This is a genomic window from Phycicoccus ginsengisoli (assembly GCF_054779295.1).
Map to the genome: position 1 here is coordinate 459872 of NZ_BAAGYN010000003.1, position 17794 is coordinate 477665.

16 protein-coding genes are annotated in these 17794 nt (G+C 73.3%); 7 read left to right on the top strand and 9 right to left on the bottom strand.

The genetic code is table 11. From position 1 onward, the window contains the following. Positions 1-21: 21 nt before the first annotated feature. The 8 genes from ACYVDO_RS07270 to ACYVDO_RS07305 all read right to left on the bottom strand — a co-directional run bounded on the left by ACYVDO_RS07270 (position 22) and on the right by ACYVDO_RS07305 (position 9392). Entirely contained in the window at positions 22-1617 is a 1596-nt protein-coding gene (locus tag ACYVDO_RS07270) for a dihydrolipoamide acetyltransferase family protein (RefSeq protein WP_460934231.1), read from the bottom strand. A gap of 17 nt (positions 1618-1634) precedes the next feature. After that, entirely contained in the window at positions 1635-2609 is a 975-nt protein-coding gene (locus ACYVDO_RS07275; RefSeq protein ID WP_460934233.1) for an alpha-ketoacid dehydrogenase subunit beta, read from the bottom strand. After that, positions 2609-3808 carry a pyruvate dehydrogenase (acetyl-transferring) E1 component subunit alpha gene (pdhA, locus tag ACYVDO_RS07280; RefSeq protein ID WP_460934235.1) on the bottom strand — a complete coding sequence of 400 codons (1200 nt, stop codon included), beginning with the start codon at positions 3806-3808 and terminating at the stop codon, positions 2609-2611. The genes ACYVDO_RS07275 and pdhA overlap by 1 nt, the downstream gene beginning before the upstream one ends. Positions 3809-4077: 269 nt before the next feature. After that, entirely contained in the window at positions 4078-5502 is a 1425-nt protein-coding gene (locus tag ACYVDO_RS07285; protein ID WP_460934237.1) for a lytic transglycosylase domain-containing protein, read from the bottom strand. Positions 5503-5619: 117 nt separating this feature from the next. Next, a complete protein-coding gene (gene mgrA / locus ACYVDO_RS07290; RefSeq protein ID WP_460934240.1) occupies positions 5620-6666 on the bottom strand; it encodes an L-glyceraldehyde 3-phosphate reductase in 1047 nt (348 codons plus the stop codon). Between the two features lie 10 nt (positions 6667-6676). Further along, complete coding sequence (gene hisC / locus ACYVDO_RS07295) at positions 6677-7786, bottom strand: histidinol-phosphate transaminase (RefSeq protein ID WP_460934242.1); 1110 nt, start codon at positions 7784-7786, stop codon at positions 6677-6679. After that, a complete protein-coding gene (locus ACYVDO_RS07300) occupies positions 7783-8652 on the bottom strand; it encodes a helix-turn-helix domain-containing protein (RefSeq protein ID WP_460934244.1) in 870 nt (289 codons plus the stop codon). The genes hisC and ACYVDO_RS07300 overlap by 4 nt, the downstream gene beginning before the upstream one ends. A 359-nt stretch (positions 8653-9011) precedes the next feature. After that, positions 9012-9392, bottom strand: a complete 381-nt coding sequence (locus ACYVDO_RS07305; RefSeq protein WP_460934246.1) for a phage holin family protein — start codon at positions 9390-9392, stop codon at positions 9012-9014. An 86-nt stretch (positions 9393-9478) separates the two neighbouring features. Here ACYVDO_RS07305 and paaI point away from each other — a divergent pair, with 86 nt between their 5' ends. The 3 genes from paaI to galE all read left to right on the top strand — a co-directional run bounded on the left by paaI (position 9479) and on the right by galE (position 11877). After that, positions 9479-9901, top strand: coding sequence for a hydroxyphenylacetyl-CoA thioesterase PaaI (paaI, locus tag ACYVDO_RS07310; RefSeq protein ID WP_460934248.1), 423 nt, complete (start codon positions 9479-9481; stop codon positions 9899-9901). 92 nt (positions 9902-9993) lie between these two features. Beyond that, positions 9994-10776: a peptidylprolyl isomerase gene (locus tag ACYVDO_RS07315; RefSeq protein WP_460934250.1), complete on the top strand. Its 783-nt coding sequence runs from the start codon at positions 9994-9996 to the stop codon at positions 10774-10776. A gap of 84 nt (positions 10777-10860) precedes the next feature. After that, on the top strand, positions 10861-11877 hold the full coding sequence (gene galE, locus ACYVDO_RS07320; protein ID WP_460934252.1) for a UDP-glucose 4-epimerase GalE: 1017 nt from the start codon (positions 10861-10863) through the stop codon (positions 11875-11877). Here the strand turns inward: galE and ACYVDO_RS07325 are convergent. Then, positions 11865-12569: a gamma-glutamyl-gamma-aminobutyrate hydrolase family protein gene (locus tag ACYVDO_RS07325; RefSeq protein WP_460934254.1), complete on the bottom strand. Its 705-nt coding sequence runs from the start codon at positions 12567-12569 to the stop codon at positions 11865-11867. The two genes, galE and ACYVDO_RS07325, sit on opposite strands and share 13 nt — an antisense overlap. Positions 12570-12751: 182 nt before the next feature. Here ACYVDO_RS07325 and ACYVDO_RS07330 point away from each other — a divergent pair, with 182 nt between their 5' ends. The 4 genes from ACYVDO_RS07330 to ACYVDO_RS07345 form a co-directional block, all read left to right on the top strand. After that, entirely contained in the window at positions 12752-14182 is a 1431-nt protein-coding gene (locus tag ACYVDO_RS07330) for a cytochrome ubiquinol oxidase subunit I (protein WP_460934256.1), read from the top strand. A gap of 28 nt (positions 14183-14210) precedes the next feature. After that, positions 14211-15236 (top strand): cytochrome d ubiquinol oxidase subunit II, encoded by a 1026-nt coding sequence (cydB, locus tag ACYVDO_RS07335; protein ID WP_460934258.1) that lies wholly within the window; start codon positions 14211-14213, stop codon positions 15234-15236. 13 nt (positions 15237-15249) lie between these two features. Beyond that, positions 15250-16893, top strand: a complete 1644-nt coding sequence (cydD, locus tag ACYVDO_RS07340; RefSeq protein ID WP_460934260.1) for a thiol reductant ABC exporter subunit CydD — start codon at positions 15250-15252, stop codon at positions 16891-16893. Beyond that, the coding region (locus tag ACYVDO_RS07345; RefSeq protein ID WP_460934263.1) for an ABC transporter domain-containing protein at positions 16890-17794 on the top strand (905 nt) is incomplete at its 3' end. The genes cydD and ACYVDO_RS07345, both read left to right, overlap by 4 nt.

The following is a 17794-nucleotide window of genomic DNA, read 5'->3' on the forward strand; positions in this document are numbered from 1 at the left end:
TGCGGGATCGTCGCCCGGGGGTCAGCCCCAGACGAGCCCGCGGGCCGGGTCGGCGAGGATGGCGCCGACGTCGGCGATGAACCTGCTGCCGAGCTCGCCGTCGACGAGCCGGTGGTCGAACGACAGCGCCAGCTGGGTCACCCAGCGCGGCTCGATCGTCTCGGTGCCGTCCGGGGCGGTGACCACCCACGGCTGGCGCCGGATCGCACCGAACGCCAGGATCGCCGACTCACCCGGGTTGATGATCGGCGTGCCGGTGTCGACGCCGAAGACGCCGACGTTGGTGATGGTGATCGTGCCGCCGGACATCTCGGCCGGCTGGGTGCGCCCCTCGCGCGCGGTGGCGGTGAGCGCGCCGATCGCCTCGGCCAGCTGCCGCATCGACATCTGGTCGGCGTCCTTGATGTTCGGGACGATCAGGCCCCGCGGGGTCGCGGCGGCGATGCCCAGGTTGACGTAGTGCTTGACCACGATCTCCTGGGCGGCCTCGTCCCACGTCGCGTTGATCTCGGGGTTGCGCCGGATCGCCACGGTCATCGCCTTGGCCAGCACGAGCAGCGGCGTGACCTTCACGTCCCTGAACTCGCGGTCCGCCTTGAGCCGCTCGACGAGCTCCATCGTGGCGGTCGCGTCGATGGTGACCCACTCGGTGACGTGCGGCGCCGTGAACGCGCTGCCCACCATCGCCTGCGCCGTCATCTTGCGGACGCCCTTGATCGGGATCCGCGTCTCGCGTATGCCGCGTGCGGCCTGGGCGCGCGCGCCGGCTGCCGTGGACGGGTCGTTGGCGTCGCCGTCGGCGTAGCCCATGTAGCTGTCGTCCTGCACGGCCGGAGCCACGGTCCCGGCACCCGAGGCGTGGGCCTCGACGTCGGCGCGGGTGATGATCCCGCCGTCACCCGATCCGGCCACGGAGGCCAGGTCGACGCCGAGGTCCTTGGCGTACTTGCGCACGGGCGGCTTGGCCAGGGCGCGGCCGCCACCGGCGCGGGCAGCCGGGACCTCCGGCGCGGTGGCCGGCGCAGCTGTGGCCGCCGCGGCGGGGGCCACCGGGGCGGAGACGACCGCGGCCGGGGCGGGCGCAGCGAGGCCGGGGGCCGTGCTGGTCAGCCCGGTCGGCGCAGGGGCGCCTGCACCGGGCTTGCGCGGGCGACGCTTGGCCTCGGTCTGCTTGACGCCGTAGCCGACGAGGACGGCGGTGCGACCGGTGGACGTCGTCCCGCCGATCTTGCCCTCCTCGATCTCCTCCTCCTCGGCCTGTGCGGCCGCGACCTCGGCGGCCAGTTTCGGGGCCGGGCTGCCCTCGAGCCCGGGCTCGACCGGTCCCTCGGCGGGCGCGTCCTGCACCGACGTCGGGGCACCGGCACCGGCGCCACCGGCGGTGTCGACGGCGATGATCGGCGTGCCGACCTCGACGGTCGAGCCCTCCTCCACGAGCAGGGCGGTGACGGTGCCGGCGAACGGCACGGGCAGCTCGACCAGCGACTTGGCGGTCTCGATCTCGACCACGATGTCGTTGACCTTGACCGTGTCGCCGACCTTGACGTTCCAGGTGACGATCTCGGCCTCGGTCAGGCCCTCGCCGGGGTCGGGAAGCTTGAACTCACGAACGGACATGGGTGTGCGCGCCCCTCTCAGAAGGCCAGCGAGCGGTCGACGGCGTCGAGCACCCGGTCGAGGTCGGGGAGGAACTCCTCCTCGAGCTTGCTGGGCGGGTAGGGCAGGTTGTACCCACCGACCCGGAGCACGGGCGCCTCGAGGTGGTAGAAGCACTCCTGCTGCAGGGTCGCGGCGATCTCCGCCCCCATGCCGAGGAAGGTCGAGGCCTCGTGCACGACGACGGCCCGGCCGGTCTTCTCGACCGACGCCGTCAGCGCGGGGACGTCCAGCGGGGACAGCGAGCGCAGGTCGATGACCTCCAGGTTCTTGCCCTCCGCCGCGGCGGCCTCGGCGGCCTGCAGGCAGGTCTTGACCATGGGGCCGTACGCGACGAGCGTCGCGTCGGTGCCCTCGCGGACGACGTTGGCGCGCAGCAGCTCGCGCGGTGCGCCGTCCTCGGCGACCTCGCCCTTGTCCCAGTACCGCCGCTTGGGCTCGTAGAACAGCACCGGGTCGTCGGTCTCGATCGCCTGCTGGATCATCCAGTAGGCGTCCTCGGCGTTGGAGCAGCAGACCACCTTGAGGCCCGCGGTGTGCGCGAAGTACGCCTCGTTGGATTCCGAGTGGTGCTCCACCGCGCCGATGCCGCCGCCGACGGGGATGCGGATCACCATCGGCAGCTTGACCTTGCCGAGCGAGCGGGCCCGCATCTTGGCGACCTGGCTGACGATGTGGTCGAACGCGGGGTAGACGAAGCCGTCGAACTGGATCTCGACGACGGGCCGGTAGCCGCGCAGGGCCATGCCGATCGCGGTGCCGACGATGCCGGCCTCCGCGAGCGGGGTGTCGATGACGCGGTCCTCGCCGAAGTCCTTCTGCAGGCCCTCGGTGACCCGGAAGACGCCGCCGAGCTTGCCGATGTCCTCGCCCATGAGGACGACCTTGGGGTCGCGCTCCATGGCGGCGCGCAGGCCCGAGTTGATCCCCTTGGCGATGGTCATGGTGCCCATCAGTGGCCCCCCTCCTGCTCGAAGCCGGCGTGGTAGGCGGCGAACTCCCTGCGCTCTGCCTCGACGACCGGGTGCTGCTCGACGTAGATGTGGTCGAACATCGAGTCCCCGGTGGGGTCCTGCATGCTCAGGCACCCCTCGCGGACGTGCGCGGCGAGCTCGTCGGCCTCGCGGTCGACCTCGTCGAAGAACGCCTGGTCGGCCTTCTTCTCGTGCACGAGGTAGGACTTGAGCCGCTCGATCGGGTCGCGGTGCTTCCACACCTCGACCTCGGCGGAGACGCGGTACTTGGTCGGGTCGTCCGAGGTGGTGTGGGCGCCCATGCGGTAGGTGAACGCCTCGACGAAGGTCGGGCCCTGGCCCGACCGGGCGGCGTTGAGCGCCTGCTGCGTCACGGCATACACGGCGAGGACGTCGTTGCCGTCCACCCGGACGCCCGGGAAGCCGAAGCCCCGCGCGCGCTGGTAGAGCGGGATGCGCGTCTGCCGCTCGTTGGGCTCGGAGATGGCCCACTGGTTGTTCTGGCAGAAGAACACCACGGGGGCGTTGTTGACCGCGGCGTAGACGAACGACTCGTTGACGTCGCCCTGCGCGGTGGCGCCGTCGCCGAAGTAGGCGATGACGGCGGCGTCGCGGTCCTCGTCGCCGGTGCCCACGGCACCGTCGCGCTGGATGCCCATGGCGTACCCGGTCGCGTGCAGCGTCTGCGCCCCGATGACGATCGTGTAGAGGTGGAAGTTCTTCTCGTTCGGGTCCCAGCCACCGTGGTTGACCCCGCGGAAGAGGCCCAGGAGGTTGAGCGGGTCGACCCCGCGGCACCAGGCGACGCCGTGCTCGCGGTAGGTCGGGAAGGCGTAGTCCTGCGGGCGCAGCGCGCGGCCTGAGCCGACCTGGGCGGCCTCCTGGCCGAGCAGGGAGGCCCAGATGCCGAGCTCGCCCTGGCGCTGGAGCGCGGTGGCCTCGGCGTCGACGCGCCGGATGAGGACGAGGTCGCGGTAGAAGCCGCGGAGGTCCTCGTCGCGCAGGTCCTTGACGTACTCGTCGTACTCGGTGTTCTCGACCCGCTGGCCCTCGGGCGTGAGCAGCTGGACCATCTCGGGCCCGCCGTCACCCACCTCGGGCACGGGTGCGGTCAGCTCGGCGATCACGTCGCCCTCATGGTCGACGCTGGTGGCGTCGGCGACAGCGTTGTCGCTCACAGGCACTCCTTCTTCACCCTGGCGGGGTCCCCGCCGGTGTCTGGCGGCATGGTGGTGTGGCACTGCTTGTGGCGGCGCTCACATGTGGCCCTTGCACGGCCAAGATATCCGCAGCAGCCGGGAATCTCAGAATCCGGACCGGGACCCTGCCCGGCCGCGGCATCTGGGCCGTGCTCCGCGGGGAGGCGGCCGCCGGGGGACGGGGAGGCGCCGGGCCGCGGAGGAGCAGGCGACCGGCCCGTGCCGGGGTGGCGGCCGGGCCGCGGAGGTCAGCCGGACTGGCCCAGCAGGGTCGCCTCGGCCGCGGTTGCCGAGGAGGTGGACGGCACCGGCGTGCTCGTGGGGGCGGCCGTCGTCGTGCAGGACGAGGTGGGCGTCGGCGAGGCGGTCCCGGCCGACGAGGGGGTCGTCGTGCCCGAGCTGGTCGGGCTGGTCGTCGACCCGGACGGGCACGCGGCGGTCGTCGTCGAGGAAGACGGCGTGGTCGTGGCCGTGGCCGAGGTCGTGGGGTCCGTCGTCGAGGTCGTGCTCGAGCTCGTGGTGGTGCTCGTGGTCGACGGAGAGGTGGTGCTGGTCGGCGACGAGCTCGTGTGCGACGAGGTGGTGCTCGTCGCGGTCGCCGAGGTCGTCGCGGCCGTCGTGGGGGGCGCGGTCCGCGTGCGCGAGGCGGTCCTCGGCGTGCCCGTCGGGGACGAGGCGGCGGAGCTGGTGCTCGGGCGGGTGGTCGGGGCCGAGGGTGACGCGGACGGCGGCGGCGCGAGCGGCGCGGGCTGGACCGACGGCGGACCCACGAGGAGCGCGGCCGAGATGGCGACGCCGCCGCCGGTGGTGCCGAGCGCGTTCGGGGTCATCCTCGGCACCAGCGCCAGGACGGTGGCCAGGTAGGCGGTCGAGTGGTTGTAGGACAGGATCGCCGCGCGCAGGTCGGCGGGGGCCGACAGGTCGCGGCCGCCGGCGCAGAGGTAGTCCGCAGCGCTCTGCGACGCGTCCACGATGTCCTGGGGGTCGGCGACGCCGTCGCCGTCCGCGTCGACGCCCCAGCGCGCCCAGGTGGAGGGGATGAACTGCATCGGCCCGACGGCACGGTCCCAGACGGGGTCGCCGTCCCACCGCCCGTGGTCGGTGTCGGGGATCCGCGCGAACCCGTTGCCGTCGAGGACCGGCCCGAGGACCGGCGGGACGGCCCGGTGGCGCGAGTCGAGGGTGCGGCCGGCCAGCGACCCGGACTCGACCTGGCCGATCGCCGCCAGCAGCCTGGGGTCCAGGTGGCACGACGCCGGGACGGCGGCGGCCGCGGAGCGGTAGGCGGCCCAGAGGTCCGAGCCGACACCGACGGAGGAGCCGGGAGCGACGGGGAGTCCCACCAGCACGACCGGCGAGAGGGGCAGCACGACCGGGGACGGGGCGACCGCCGCGGTCGCCGGGGCGACGGCAGTCCCGGGGGTGCGTGGGTCGGCCTCCTGCTGCCAGCCGGGAACCTGGGGCGCGGACGCGGCACCACCCGTCCCCGGGGTGCCGGCGTGCGCACCGGCTGCGTCGGCCTCCTGGCCGGGCGGCGCGGAGGCCGCCCCCACCAGCAGGGCGAGGAGCAGGAGAGTCGGGCCGGGGCGCAGCAGCCGGCGCAGGGAGGGGAGCCGGATCACCCGCGGGTCAGGCGTCCGGCCCGGCATCTGCACGTCCTGCGTCGAGGTCACGTCACGCTCCCACCCCGTCGAGCCTGGCCACGGTCGTCCTTCGACCATGCCCCGCCCCTGCGCGGCCCAAACACCTGCCGATGACGTAGACGAGCCGACCCGGTCAGCCCACCCCGGTCAGCTGAGCTGGGACTGGGTGCGCCAGAGGTCGATGCCCGCCTCCACGGCGTCGCGGTCGATCTCCTCGAGCTCGGCGTCGCTGAACCGCAGGTTCGCCACGGCGGCCGCCGAGTCCTCGAGCTGGGCGACGCTGGACGCCCCGATGAGCACCGAGGTGACCCGCTCGTCGCGCAGCACCCACGACAGCGCCATCTGGGCGAGCGACTGGCCGCGCTCCTGGGCGAGGTCGTTGAGCTTGCGGACGTGGGCGAGCGCCTCGTCGGTGAGCAGGTCCGGCGACAGCGACTTGCCCTGGCTGGCGCGGGAGCCCTCGGGGATGCCGCCGAGGTACTTGTCCGTCAGCATGCCCTGCGCGAGCGGGCTGAACGCGATGCAGCCGACCCCGCGCTCGCCGAGGGTGTCGAGCAGGCCCCCCTCGACCCAGCGGTTCAGCATCGAGTAGCTGGGCTGGTGGATCGTCAGCGGCACGCCAATCTCGCGCAGGAGGTCAGCCGCCTGGGCGGTGAGCTCCGGGCCGTAGCTCGAGATGCCGGCATACAGCGCCTTGCCCTGCTGGACGATCGAGGCGAGCGCCCCCATGGTCTCCTCGAGCGGGGTGTCGGCGTCGGGGCGGTGGCTGTAGAAGATGTCGACGTAGTCGAGGCCGGTGCGCTTGAGGGTCTGGTCGAGGCTGGCGACGAGGTACTTGCGCGAGCCGCCGTCGCCGTACGGGCCGGGCCACATGTCCCAGCCGGCCTTGGAGGAGATGACGAGCTCGTCGCGGTACGGGCGGAAGTCGTCGCGCAGGTGGCGGCCGAAGTTGGTCTCGGCGGCGCCGTAGGGCGGCCCGTAGTTGTTGGCGAGGTCGAAGTGGGTGATGCCGATGTCGAAGGCGCGGCGCAGGATGGCGCGCTGGGTCTGCAGCGGCTTGTCGTCCCCGAAGTTGTGCCACAGACCGAGGCTGACGGCGGGCAGCCGCAGGCCGGACTGGCCGACCTTGCGGTAGGGCATGGGGCCGTAGCGGTCGGGGGAGGCGAGGTACGGGGGGAGCCAGGTGTCGACCATGGCCCCCACCCTAGGAGGCGGGGTGGTCCGTGAGGAACTGGCCCGCGACCTTCACGAGCAGGTCGTTCGCCTCGGTCTCGCCGATGGTGGCGCGCACGCCGTCGTCGCCGTACGGGCGCACCGTGAGCCCGGCCTCCTGGGCGGCCCGGGCGAAGGCGGCCGAGCGGTCGCCGAGGGCGAACCAGACGAAGTTGGCCTCGGTGTCGGGGATGAACCAGCCCTGGCCGCGGAGCAGCTCCACGACGCGGGTGCGCTCGGCCACGAGGGCGTCGACCCGCTCCTTCAGCTCGTCGAACGCGTCGAGAGAGGCGACGGCAGCGGCCTGCGCGAGCGAGTTCACGCCGAAGGGGACGGCCGTCTTGCGCAGCGCGCCCGCGACGGGCTCGTGCGCCACTGCATACCCGACCCGCAGACCGGCCAGGCCGTACGCCTTGGAGAACGTGCGCAGGACCATGACGTTGGGGTGGGCGCGGTAGAGCTCGAGGCTGCGGGGCGCGTCCTCGCCGGTGACGAACTCGACGTACGCCTCGTCGATCACGACCAGCACGTTGCGAGGCACGGAGTCGACGAACGCGGCGAGCTCGGTGTGCGTGACCATCGTGCCCGTGGGGTTGTTGGGGGTGCAGACGATGACGACCTTGGTGCGGTCGGTGATGGCGGCACGCATCGCGTCGAGCCGCTGGCGGGCGTGGTCGTCCAGGCCGACCTGGACGGACTTCGCACCGGCGAGGGCGGTGACGATCGGGTACGCCTCGAAGGAGCGCCAGGCGTAGACGACCTCGTCGCCGGGGTCGCACGTGGCGGCGATGACCTGCCCGAGGACGCCGACCGAGCCGGTGCCCGTGGCGACGTGCTCGACCGGGACGCCGAGCCGGTCGGCGATGGCCTGCGAGAGCTCGCTGACGGCCATGTCGGGGTAGCGGTTGATGTGCGTGGCGGCGTCGCGGACGACCTCGAGGACCGACGGCAGCGGCGGGTACGGGTTCTCGTTGGAGGAGATCTTGTACGCCGTGACGCCCTCGCGGGCGGCGGCCGGCTTGCCGGGGACGTACGCGGGCACCTGGTCGAGGGCGTCGCGCAGGCGGACCGAGGCGTTCGCGCCCGAGGAGCTGGAGGTCATGGCGTCACTGTATGCGGCGCGGCGCCACCGGCGGGCTCGCACTGGCAGGGGCAGGCGGCCGGGCAACCGGGCCCGAGGAGGCACTCGTCGTCGCACGAGCACGGCGCGAAGGCGGGCGCGGGACGGACCTGTCGCTGCCTGTGCCGGGCCGCGAGGGCACGCAGGGCGGTGGAGGTCGGGTGGTCGGTGCTCGCGCGCTCTGCGGCCGCCGCGTCGGGGCGCGCGAGATCGACGGCGCGGCTGGGGCGCAGGGAGTACCAGGCTCGTGGTGCCGGCCGGTCGAACCGCTGCCCGTTGCCGCGGTTGGCCGGCATCGGCCACGGCGGTGCGACGTCGAGGTGGGCGGGGAAGCGGCGACCGGCGTTGTCGCGGACGGCGTCGGGATCGAAGGGCAGGACCTCCTCGCCACCACCGTCGACGACGGCGAGCCGGAGTCCCGCGGCCGACAAGGCTCTGACGAGCATCGGCAGCGGCACCGCCGCCGCCCCCGACTCCCAGCGGGCCACCGAGGACTGGTGGACCCCCAGTCCCGCCGCCAGCTCACGCTGGCTCAGCCCCCCAGCCGGCGAGCGCGAGGCAGGTATGCCGCAGCGTCGAAGTCCTCCATGCCGCAAGGATGCCGGCCGGTACCGACAGCGCGCCCGTGCGGCCTCTGGGGCGCAGGACTGGCGGGAGGGCCCGCGCGGCACGAGCCGGCAGCGGCCGGCAGGCAGCGGGCACTGGGCAGCGGGAGCCAGCGGGCACCGGGCAGCGGGAGCCAGCGGCACTGGGCAGCGGGAGTCGGCGGCCGGTAGGCAAGGGGAGGCGGCGCCCGGGAGAGGCGGCGAGGCTGGGGCGGGGGAAGCATGTCCACGGAACTGCGGCACTGATGCGCAGGACGCATCAGTGCTTCAGGGCGCCGCCCCACTCACCCACAGCCACCGCCCCAGCGATGCACCACGCGGATCAGTGCCGCGGTCGTCGGTCGCACTCACCCACAGCCACCGCGCCAGTGGCGCACGGGACGGATCGGTGGGCGCGGACGCCGCCCCCTACCCGGGCATCCCCACCGCGGCAGTGATGCACGGGAGGCGTCAGTGACGCAGCACGCGCGCGATGCACTCCCAAGGGCGGGTGCAGGGATGAGTGGGAGGACTGGGGTGGACGGGCCGGTGCAGGACAAGGTCGGGGACGCCCGGGCGGGCGACGCTGGGTGCCCGGCACTGGGTGCTCCGCGCCGTGCGGATCAGTCGTCGTCGTCGGGGAGGACCCAGCCGAGGACCATCGAGACGATGGTGATGACCAGCGCTCCGAGGATCGCGTCCCACCAGAAGTGGTCGATGACGAACGACAGCCCCAACGGCCCCGACACCCACTCGGTGAGCTGGAGCATGAACGCGTTCACCACGAAGGTGAACAGCCCGAGCGTCAGCACGATGAGCGGGAAGCTGAAGAACTTGGCGATCGGCTTGACGACGGCGTTGATGAGGCCGAAGAGCAGCGCGACGAGCAGGACGGTCGCGAACTTGGACCCGAACTTGCCCTCGCCGAACGAGATGCCCGGCACGAGCCACGCGGCGACCCACAGGGCGACGGCGTTCACCGCGATCTTGATCAGGAAGTTCATGGGCCCGATCGTGCCAGAGGGATGCCGCCATCCGCTGACCGCGCGGCGGCGGGTCGCCGACGTCTCGCGTTTGCCACGATGGCCCCATGACCGACGTCCCCTCGAGCGCACCCGACCTCACCCACGTCCGCCGCATGTGGGACGACGACCGGGCCAGCCGCGCGCTCGGGATGCAGGCGCTCACCATCGAGCCCGACCACGCCGTCGTCTCGATGGCGGTGACCGAGACGATGGTCAACGGCCACGACATCGCCCACGGCGGCTTCATCTTCACCCTCGCCGACTCGACGTTCGCCCTGGTCTGCAACTCCGGCGGTCGGCTCACCGTGGCCGCCGGAGCCGACATCACCTTCGTCACCTCGGCCCGGCTCGGGGACGTCCTCGTGGCCGAGGGTCGCACCCGGGCGGCCTACGGGCGCAGCGGGCTCACGGACGTGACGGTGACCCGCGAGTCCGACGGCGCGGTCGTGGCCGAGTTCCGCGGTCGCTCCCGATCGCTGCGTGGCTGAGCCCTTCCCCCGACCCCGACCGGAACGAGCGCACCGTCGGCGTCGCTGATCTCGCCGCGCGGTATGCCGCATTTGTCCCTAGGGTGCGCGGCATGCGACCGATGAAGCTCGTTGCCGTGGCCGCCGCGCTCGCCGCCGCCACGGTCGGACTGCCCACAGCGGCCACCGCCGCCACCGCCGCCCCCTCGACCCTCCCGTCGGTGACCGGCGCCGCGCCGGGCCCCTCCGCCGGGCCCACGTCCGGCCCGTGCGCCTACACGCCGCTGGCGGACCAGACGTACTCCACCTGGGTCGGCCTGCCCCAGGACCCCCGGCACACACCCGCGACCGGCACCCAGCAGGTCACCCTGCGGACGAACCACGGCGACATCCCGCTCGTCCTCGACCGCGCGCTCGCCCCGTGCACCGTGCAGAGCTTCCTGTTCCTCACCCACCGGAAGTACTTCGACGACACCGTCTGCCACCGCCTCACCGCCTACCAGACGCCGCCGTTCGCGCTGTCCGTCCTGCAGTGCGGCGACCCGCTCGGCACCGGTTGGGGCGACCCCGGGTACGCGTTCAAGGACGAGCTCGCCTCGGCCCAGGCCCTGGCGAACTGGCCCGGCTTCCCCGACGGCAGCCGCAAGAACTACCCGCGCGGCACCCTCGCCATGGCCAACGGCGGCCCGGACACCAACGGCAGCCAGTTCTTCCTCGTCTACCGGGACAGCCGCCTGCGCCCCGACTACACCGTCTTCGGGCACATCACCGAGGCCGGCATGAAGGTCCTCGACGAGATCGCCGCCGCCGGCATCGACCCGGGCACCGACGGCACCCCCGAGGACGGCGCCCCCGCCACGCCGGTCCGGATCGAGCGCGCCAAGAGCGGCCGCTGACCCTCCACCCGTCCGAGGACGAACCTCGGGCCGACGCCGTATGCCGCGTGGCCGCGCACGGGCCGCGCGGCATACGGTGTGCGCATGCGCGTCCTCGTCACCGGCGGTGCCGGCTACATCGGTTCCCACACCGTGGTCCAGCTGGTCGCCGCGGGGCACGACGTCGTCGTGGTCGACAGCTTCGCCAACGCCAAGCCGACCGTGGTGCCGCGGCTCGAGGCCCTGATCGGCGGCCCGCTCGAGGTGCACGCCTTCGACCTGACCGACCGGGACAAGACCGAGTCGCTGTTCGCCGAGCGGCAGTTCGACGCGGTCATCCACTTCGCCGGGCTCAAGGCGGTCGGTGAGAGCGTCGAGGTCCCGCTGGAGTACTACCAGAACAACCTCGACTCGACCTTCGCGCTCGTGCGCGCGATGCAGCGGCACGGCTGCTTCACGCTGGTCTTCTCCTCCTCGGCGACGGTCTACGGCGACCAGGCCGAGCCGCCGTTCACCGAGGACCTGCCCACCGCGGCGACCAACCCCTACGGCTGGACCAAGGTCATGCAGGAGCAGATCCTGCGCGACGTCGCAGTCACCGACGAGCGCTGGCGGATCGCGCTGCTGCGCTACTTCAACCCGGTCGGTGCCCACGCGTCGGGCACCATCGGCGAGGACCCGTCGGGCATCCCCAACAACCTCATGCCCTACATCGCCCAGGTCGCCGTCGGGAAGCTGGAGAAGCTGCGCGTCTTCGGCGACGACTACCCCACGCCGGACGGCACCGCCCTGCGCGACTACATCCACGTCGAGGACCTCGCGGCGGGGCACGTCGCCGCCCTGACCCGGCTCGGCACGACCGACCAGCGGGTCTGCACCTGGAACCTGGGCACCGGGCACGGCACGAGCGTCCTGGAGGTCCTGCACGCGTTCGAGCAGGCGTGCGGCCACGCGCTGCCGTACGAGGTGGTCGGGCGCCGCGCCGGCGACATCGCCGCGTCCTTCGCGGACGCCTCGCTCGCCGAGTCCGAGCTGGGCTGGAAGGCGACGCGCACCATCGAGGACATGTGCGCCGACCAGTGGCACTGGCAGCGCGAGAACCCGCTCGGCTACCCCGACTGAACCGCGCGCACGACCCAGTCGAAGAGCGCCTGCTGGTGCGGGACCCGCTCGGCGTCCACCTCGGGGTGCCACTGCACCGCAAGCACCCTGCCGTCGGCCGACTCGAACGCCTCGACGCACCCGTCGGGTGTCGTGGCGCCGAGCACCAGGCCGTCCGCCAGCCGGTCGCAGGCCTGGTGGTGGTTCGACCAGCCGCTGCGTGAACCGCTCCCCACCACCGACTCCAGGAGGGTGCCCGGCACGACGTCGACGTCGTGCGGGTTGCTCGCGTGCGGGACCGACGTCTCGTCGTAGTGCTGGTGGATCGTGCCGCCGAGCACGACGTTCAGCACCTGCATCCCGCGGCAGATCGCCAGCACCGGCACCCCGGCGGCGACCGCGGCCCGGGTGACCGTGATGTCCGCGGCGTCCTGCTCGGGCAGGGGGTGGACCTCGCGCGGGTGCACGTCCGGGACGCCGAACGGCCGCAGGTCGAGGTCGTCTCCGCCCTGCAGGACCACGGCGTCCGCGACGGCCACCAGGGCCTCGGCCCGCTCCGCCGTGTCGGGCCAGGCCAGCACCGGCTCGCCCCCCGCCCGGCTGACCGCGTCGAGGAGGGTCCGGGGCGCGAAGACGCCAGGCCGCTCGCGCCCGTCGATGACCCCCGCCCAGCGGGCGGGGACGAGGACGAGCGGGCGGCGGGCACGCGGCATACCGGCGACCCTAGCCAGCCGGGCGAGGCGGGTGCCGCAGGTCACAGCCGCGCGGGACCTTCGGCCCTGCCGACCAACCTACGACGCGGCGTAGTATTTACTACGGAACGTAGTAGCACTGATCCGAGCCGCGGCTCCGACCGAGCAGCAGCGCCGACCCGACGAGCCCCGGAGCATCCCCGATGGACAACCTCGACCTGGCGCGGTGGCAGTTCGCCATCACGACCGTGTACCACTTCCTCTTCGTACCCATCACGATCGGGCTCTCCGCGCTCGTCGCGTGGTACCACACGGCGTGGGTCCGCCGGCACCGGCCGGACGACCTGCGGCTGGCCAAGCTGTTCGGGAAGCTCTTCACCATCAACTTCGCCCTCGGGCTCGTCACCGGCATCGTGCAGGAGTTCCAGTTCGGCATGAACTGGTCCGACTACAGCCGGTTCGTCGGCGACATCTTCGGGGCGCCGCTGGCGATCGAGGCGCTGCTGGCGTTCTTCCTCGAGTCGACCTTCCTCGGGCTGTGGATCTTCGGCTGGGGCCGGATCCCGGAGAGGCTGCACGCCGCGTGCATGTGGATCGTTCACGTCGGCACGTTGCTCTCGGCATACTTCATCCTCGCCGCGAACTCGTTCATGCAGCACCCGGTCGGCTACCGGTACAACCCGCAGACCCAGCGGGCCGAGCTCACCGACTTCGTCGCCGTCCTCACCAACAAGGTCCAGCTCGTGACCTTCCCGCACGTCGTCGCCGCGGCCTACATGGTCGGTGGGGCGATGGTCATGGCCGTGTCGCTGTGGCACCTGCGCCGGGCCGACGTCGGCGAGGACGCCCCCATGTACCGCCGCTCCACCCGGCTCGGCGCCTGGGTGACCCTCGTGGCGGGCTTCGCGGTCGCCGTGAGCGGCGACATCCAGGGCAAGATCATGACCGAGGTCCAGCCGATGAAGATGGCGGCGGCCGAGGCCCTCTACACCTCCTCCGCCGGCAACGCGCCGTTCAGCCTCTTCACGGTCGGGTCGCTGGACGGGAGCCAGGAGAAGTTCTCGATCACCGTGCCGGGCCTGCTCAGCTTCCTGGCCACCGGTCGCTTCGACGGCAGCGTGCAGGGGATCAACGACCTCAAGGCCCAGTACGCGACGCAGTTCGCCGGCAGCCCGCTGACCGCCGACGCGACCTACGCGCCGAACATCCCGCTGTCGTACTGGATGTTCCGGCTCATGATCGGCGTCGGCATCCTCGCGATCCTGATCGCGCTCGCCACGCTGTGGACCACCCGCGGCGACCGGGTCCCGCGCGCCCGCGCCTGGCACTGGCTGGTCCTGGCCGCACCCCTGCTTCCTTTGGTGGGCAACAGCTTCGGCTGGATCTTCACCGAGGTCGGGCGCCAGCCGTGGCTGGTCTTCGGGGTGATGACGACCGCGACCGGGGTGTCGCCGTCGGTGTCCGCCGGGGAGGTCGTGACGTCGATGGTCGTCTACACGCTGCTCTACGGCGCGCTGGCCGTCATCGAGGTCAAGCTCTTCCTCGCCTACCTGCGTGCCGGGGCCCCGCCGTTCGAGGAGCCCGCCACGCCACAGTCCACCGACGAGGACGCCCCGCTGGCGTTCGCGTACTGAGACCTACACGTAGAGAACGGATTCCGTCATGGAGCTCAGCACCGTCTGGTTCATCCTCATCGCGGTCCTGTGGACCGGGTACTTCGTCCTGGAGGGCTTCGACTTCGGGGTCGGCATGCTGCTCCCGGTCCTCGGCCGCGGCCGGGACACGCAGGACACCGAGAAGCGCCGGCGCGTCCTCGTCAACACCATCGGCCCGGTCTGGGACGGCAACGAGGTGTGGGTCCTCACCGCCGGTGGCGCGACCTTCGCCGCCTTCCCCCACTGGTACGCCACGATGTTCAGCGCGTTCTACCTGCCGCTGCTGCTCATCCTCGTCGCGCTCATCGTGCGCAACCTCGGGTTCGACTACCGCGGCAAGCGGGACGACGTGCAGTGGCGCCGCCGCTGGGACCTCGCGATCGTCATCGGCTCGGTCGTGCCCGCCCTGCTGTGGGGCGTGGCCCTGACCAACGTCGTGCGCGGGCTGCCGATCGCGGCGAACAAGGAGTTCACCGGCAACCTCTCCACGCTGCTGAACCCGCTGTCGCTGCTCGGTGGACTCGTCACGCTCGGCCTGTTCCTCACCCACGGGGCGTTCTTCACCGCCCTGAAGACGACCGGCGACATCCGGGCGGACGCCCGGCGCATCGCGATCCGCACCGGCGCCGTCACCGCGGTCCTCGCCGTGGCCCTGCTCGGGGTGCTGGGCTTCCAGCAGGGCAACGGCTGGTCCTGGGCGACCACCGTGGTCGCGGCGGTGGCGCTGCTCGGCGCCCTGGCCGCCGGGGCGCGGGGCCGCGAGGGCTGGGCCTTCACCGGCACGTTCGTGACCATCGCGATGGCCGTCGCGACGTACTTCCTGCTGCTGTTCCCCGACGTCATGCCGAGCACGACCAACGCCGCGTGGTCCCTGACGACCGCCAATGCCTCGAGCACCGACCGGACGCTGACGATCATGACCTGGGTCGCGGTCGTCTTCACACCGCTCGTCGTGGCCTACCAGGCGTGGACGTACTGGGTGTTCCGCAAGCGGATCGGCACCCAGCACATCCCCGCGCCGGCGATGCACTGAGGCGCGGGTGCCGATGCGTCCGTTCGACCCCCAGGTCCTGCGCACCGTCCCGGAGGCCCGGCGCCCCCTGGCCGTCCTCGCGGCGGTCGGGATCACCCAGGGCGTGGCGACCGTGGCGACGGCCTTCGCCCTCACCGCGGTCGTGGTCGCGGTGGTGCGCGGCACCCCGCTGGCGGCGCCCGCGGCATACCTCGTCGGGCTGTTCCTGGTCCGCGGGCTGCTCGCGCACACCGCCGAGCGGGTCGCGGCGCGCGCCGGCACCACGGTGAGCTCGGCGCTGCGCCGACGGCTCGTGGTGCGCTGGCTCGGCGGGCGGGTCGAGGACCGGCCGGACCCGGCGACCGCCGTCACCCTCGCCACGTCGGGGTCGGCGAGCGTGGAGCCGTATGTCGCGCGCTTCCTCCCGGCGCTGGTCACCGCCGCGGTGGTCCCTGCCCTCGCGGTCGTCGTGATGGTGGCGGTCGACCCGCTGAGTGCCCTCGTGGTCGTGCTGACGCTGCCGCTGCTGCCTGTCTTCGCCGCCCTCATCGGAGCCACCACGCAGGATGCGACGCAGCGACGTTGGCAGGCCCTCGCCGGGCTGAGCGGTCACTTCCTCGACGTGGTGCGGGGGCTCCCGACCCTCGTGTCGTACGGGCGGGCGGAGCGCCAGGTGGAGGCCGTGGGCGAGGTGAGCCGGCGGCACCGGGTCGCGACGCTGGCGACCCTGCGGCTGGCGTTCCTCAGCTCGGCGGCGCTGGAGCTGCTCGCCAGCATCTGCGTCGCGATCGTGGCGGTCCTCGTCGGCATCCGGCTGACCCACGGCACGGTCGACCTCTCCACCGGCCTGCTCGCGATCCTGCTCGCACCCGAGGCGTACTGGCCGGTGCGGCGCGTGGGCGCCGAGTTCCACAACGCCGCCGACGGCGCGCAGGCCCTCGCCGACGCGACCCGGGCGCTCGCCTCGCCCCAGCCCAACCGGACCGAGCCGAACCCGACCGAGCCGAACCGGCCCGAGCCCGGCCGGCTCGCGCCGAGCGGCGCACCCCGCGTCTCGGCGCGGGGACTGGCGTACTCCCACCCCGGCACCGAGCGCCCGACCTTCACCGACCTCGACCTCGAGGCCGGCCCCGGCCTCACCGCCGTCACCGGCCCGTCGGGCATCGGCAAGACCACGCTGCTCGAGCTGCTCGCCGGGCTGCGCACCCCGACGGCCGGGGTGGTCCGCGCCCCGGCCACGCACCTCGTGACGCAGCGGCCGTTCCTCACCTCCGGCACCGTCCGCGACAACCTCGCCCTCGGGACGGGCGCCGACACCACTCCGGGCGCCGTCTGGGAGGCGCTGCGCGGGGTGGGGCTCGACGGTGTCGTCGCCGCGCTCCCCCACGGCCTCGACACCCCCCTCGGCGACGACGGCCGCGGCCTGTCCGCGGGGCAACGCGCCCGGCTCGTCCTGGCCCGCGCTGCGCTCTCTGACGCCCCGGTCGTCCTGCTCGACGAGCCGACGGCGCACCTCGACGACGCGTCGATGGCCCTGGCCCACCGGGCCATCCGCGCGCTCGCCCGGTCGCGGTGCGTCGTGGCGGTGACCCACCGGCCCGAGCTGGTGGCGCTCGCCGACGCCCACGTCCACCTCGGGGCCGAGCGGCTCGAGGCACAGGAGGTGCTCGCCCGATGAGGCTCTTCACGCCCCGCACCGTCCTCGCCGGCGTGCTCGGCGCGGCCGCCCTGTCGTCCGGGGTCGCCCTCACCGCGACCTCCGGCTGGCTGATCGTCCGGGCCAGCGAGCGCCCGGTCATCCTCACCCTGCTCACGGCGATCGTGGCCGTGCGGACGTTCGGCATCGCGCGCCCGGTGTTCCGGTATGCCGAGCGGCTGAGGTCGCACGACGCGGCCCTCGACGAGCTCGCCGGCCAGCGCACCCGGCTGTATGCCGCACTGGTGCCCCTCACCCCCGCCCGGCTCGTGCGCCGGGGCAGGGCCGCGATGCTCTCCGGGGTCGTGGACGACCTCACCGACCGCGTCGAGGCCCAGGTCCGGGTGGCCGTCCCGTTCGTCGCGACCGCGGTCACCGGCGTCCTCACCGCGGTGCTGTGCGCGCTGGTCGACCCGCGAGCCGGGATCGCGGTCGGTGGCCTGCTCGTGGTGGCCGCGGCCACCACGACGCTGGCGTGGTGGGTCGAGGAGCGAGGGCACGACGACCTCGTCCGGGCGCGCGCCGAGGCCACGGCGGTCGGTGAGCTCACCGCCACCCAGGCCCTCGACGTGGCCGCTGTGGGGGCCGGCCCGGCAGCCCTCGCCTCGCTCGACAGCGCCCACGACGCGCTCGCCGGGGCGGTGCGGCGCCAGAGCCGGGGCAGGGCGGGCGCCGCCGCGGCGCTCCCCGTCGCCACGGCCGTCGCGACCCTGGTCTGTGCCGCGGTCGCGACCTCGAGCGACCGGCCCGCCCCCGTGCTGGCCCTGCTCGTGCTGGCGCCGTTCGCCCTCGCCGAGGTCCTCAGCCCGCTGCCGGACGCCGCCCGCGCCCTGGCGACCGCCCGCGCCGCCGGGCGGCGGCTCGACGCGCTCACCGACGCGAG

What these genes read in the sequence shown, in the direction of transcription:
- ACYVDO_RS07270 (WP_460934231.1), bottom strand. Translation starts at nt 1,617, where the DNA reads ATGTCCGTTCGTGAGTTCAAGCTTCCCGACCCCGGCGAGGGCCTGACC.
- ACYVDO_RS07275 (WP_460934233.1), bottom strand. Translation starts at nt 2,609, where the DNA reads ATGGGCACCATGACCATCGCCAAGGGGATCAACTCGGGCCTGCGCGCC.
- mgrA (WP_460934240.1), bottom strand. Translation starts at nt 6,666, where the DNA reads ATGGTCGACACCTGGCTCCCCCCGTACCTCGCCTCCCCCGACCGCTAC.
- hisC (WP_460934242.1), bottom strand. Translation starts at nt 7,786, where the DNA reads ATGACCTCCAGCTCCTCGGGCGCGAACGCCTCGGTCCGCCTGCGCGAC.
- ACYVDO_RS07305 (WP_460934246.1), bottom strand. Translation starts at nt 9,392, where the DNA reads ATGAACTTCCTGATCAAGATCGCGGTGAACGCCGTCGCCCTGTGGGTC.
- paaI (WP_460934248.1), top strand. Translation starts at nt 9,479, where the DNA reads ATGACCGACGTCCCCTCGAGCGCACCCGACCTCACCCACGTCCGCCGC.
- ACYVDO_RS07315 (WP_460934250.1), top strand. Translation starts at nt 9,994, where the DNA reads ATGCGACCGATGAAGCTCGTTGCCGTGGCCGCCGCGCTCGCCGCCGCC.
- galE (WP_460934252.1), top strand. Translation starts at nt 10,861, where the DNA reads ATGCGCGTCCTCGTCACCGGCGGTGCCGGCTACATCGGTTCCCACACC.
- ACYVDO_RS07325 (WP_460934254.1), bottom strand. Translation starts at nt 12,569, where the DNA reads ATGCCGCGTGCCCGCCGCCCGCTCGTCCTCGTCCCCGCCCGCTGGGCG.
- ACYVDO_RS07330 (WP_460934256.1), top strand. Translation starts at nt 12,752, where the DNA reads ATGGACAACCTCGACCTGGCGCGGTGGCAGTTCGCCATCACGACCGTG.
- cydB (WP_460934258.1), top strand. Translation starts at nt 14,211, where the DNA reads ATGGAGCTCAGCACCGTCTGGTTCATCCTCATCGCGGTCCTGTGGACC.
- cydD (WP_460934260.1), top strand. Translation starts at nt 15,250, where the DNA reads ATGCGTCCGTTCGACCCCCAGGTCCTGCGCACCGTCCCGGAGGCCCGG.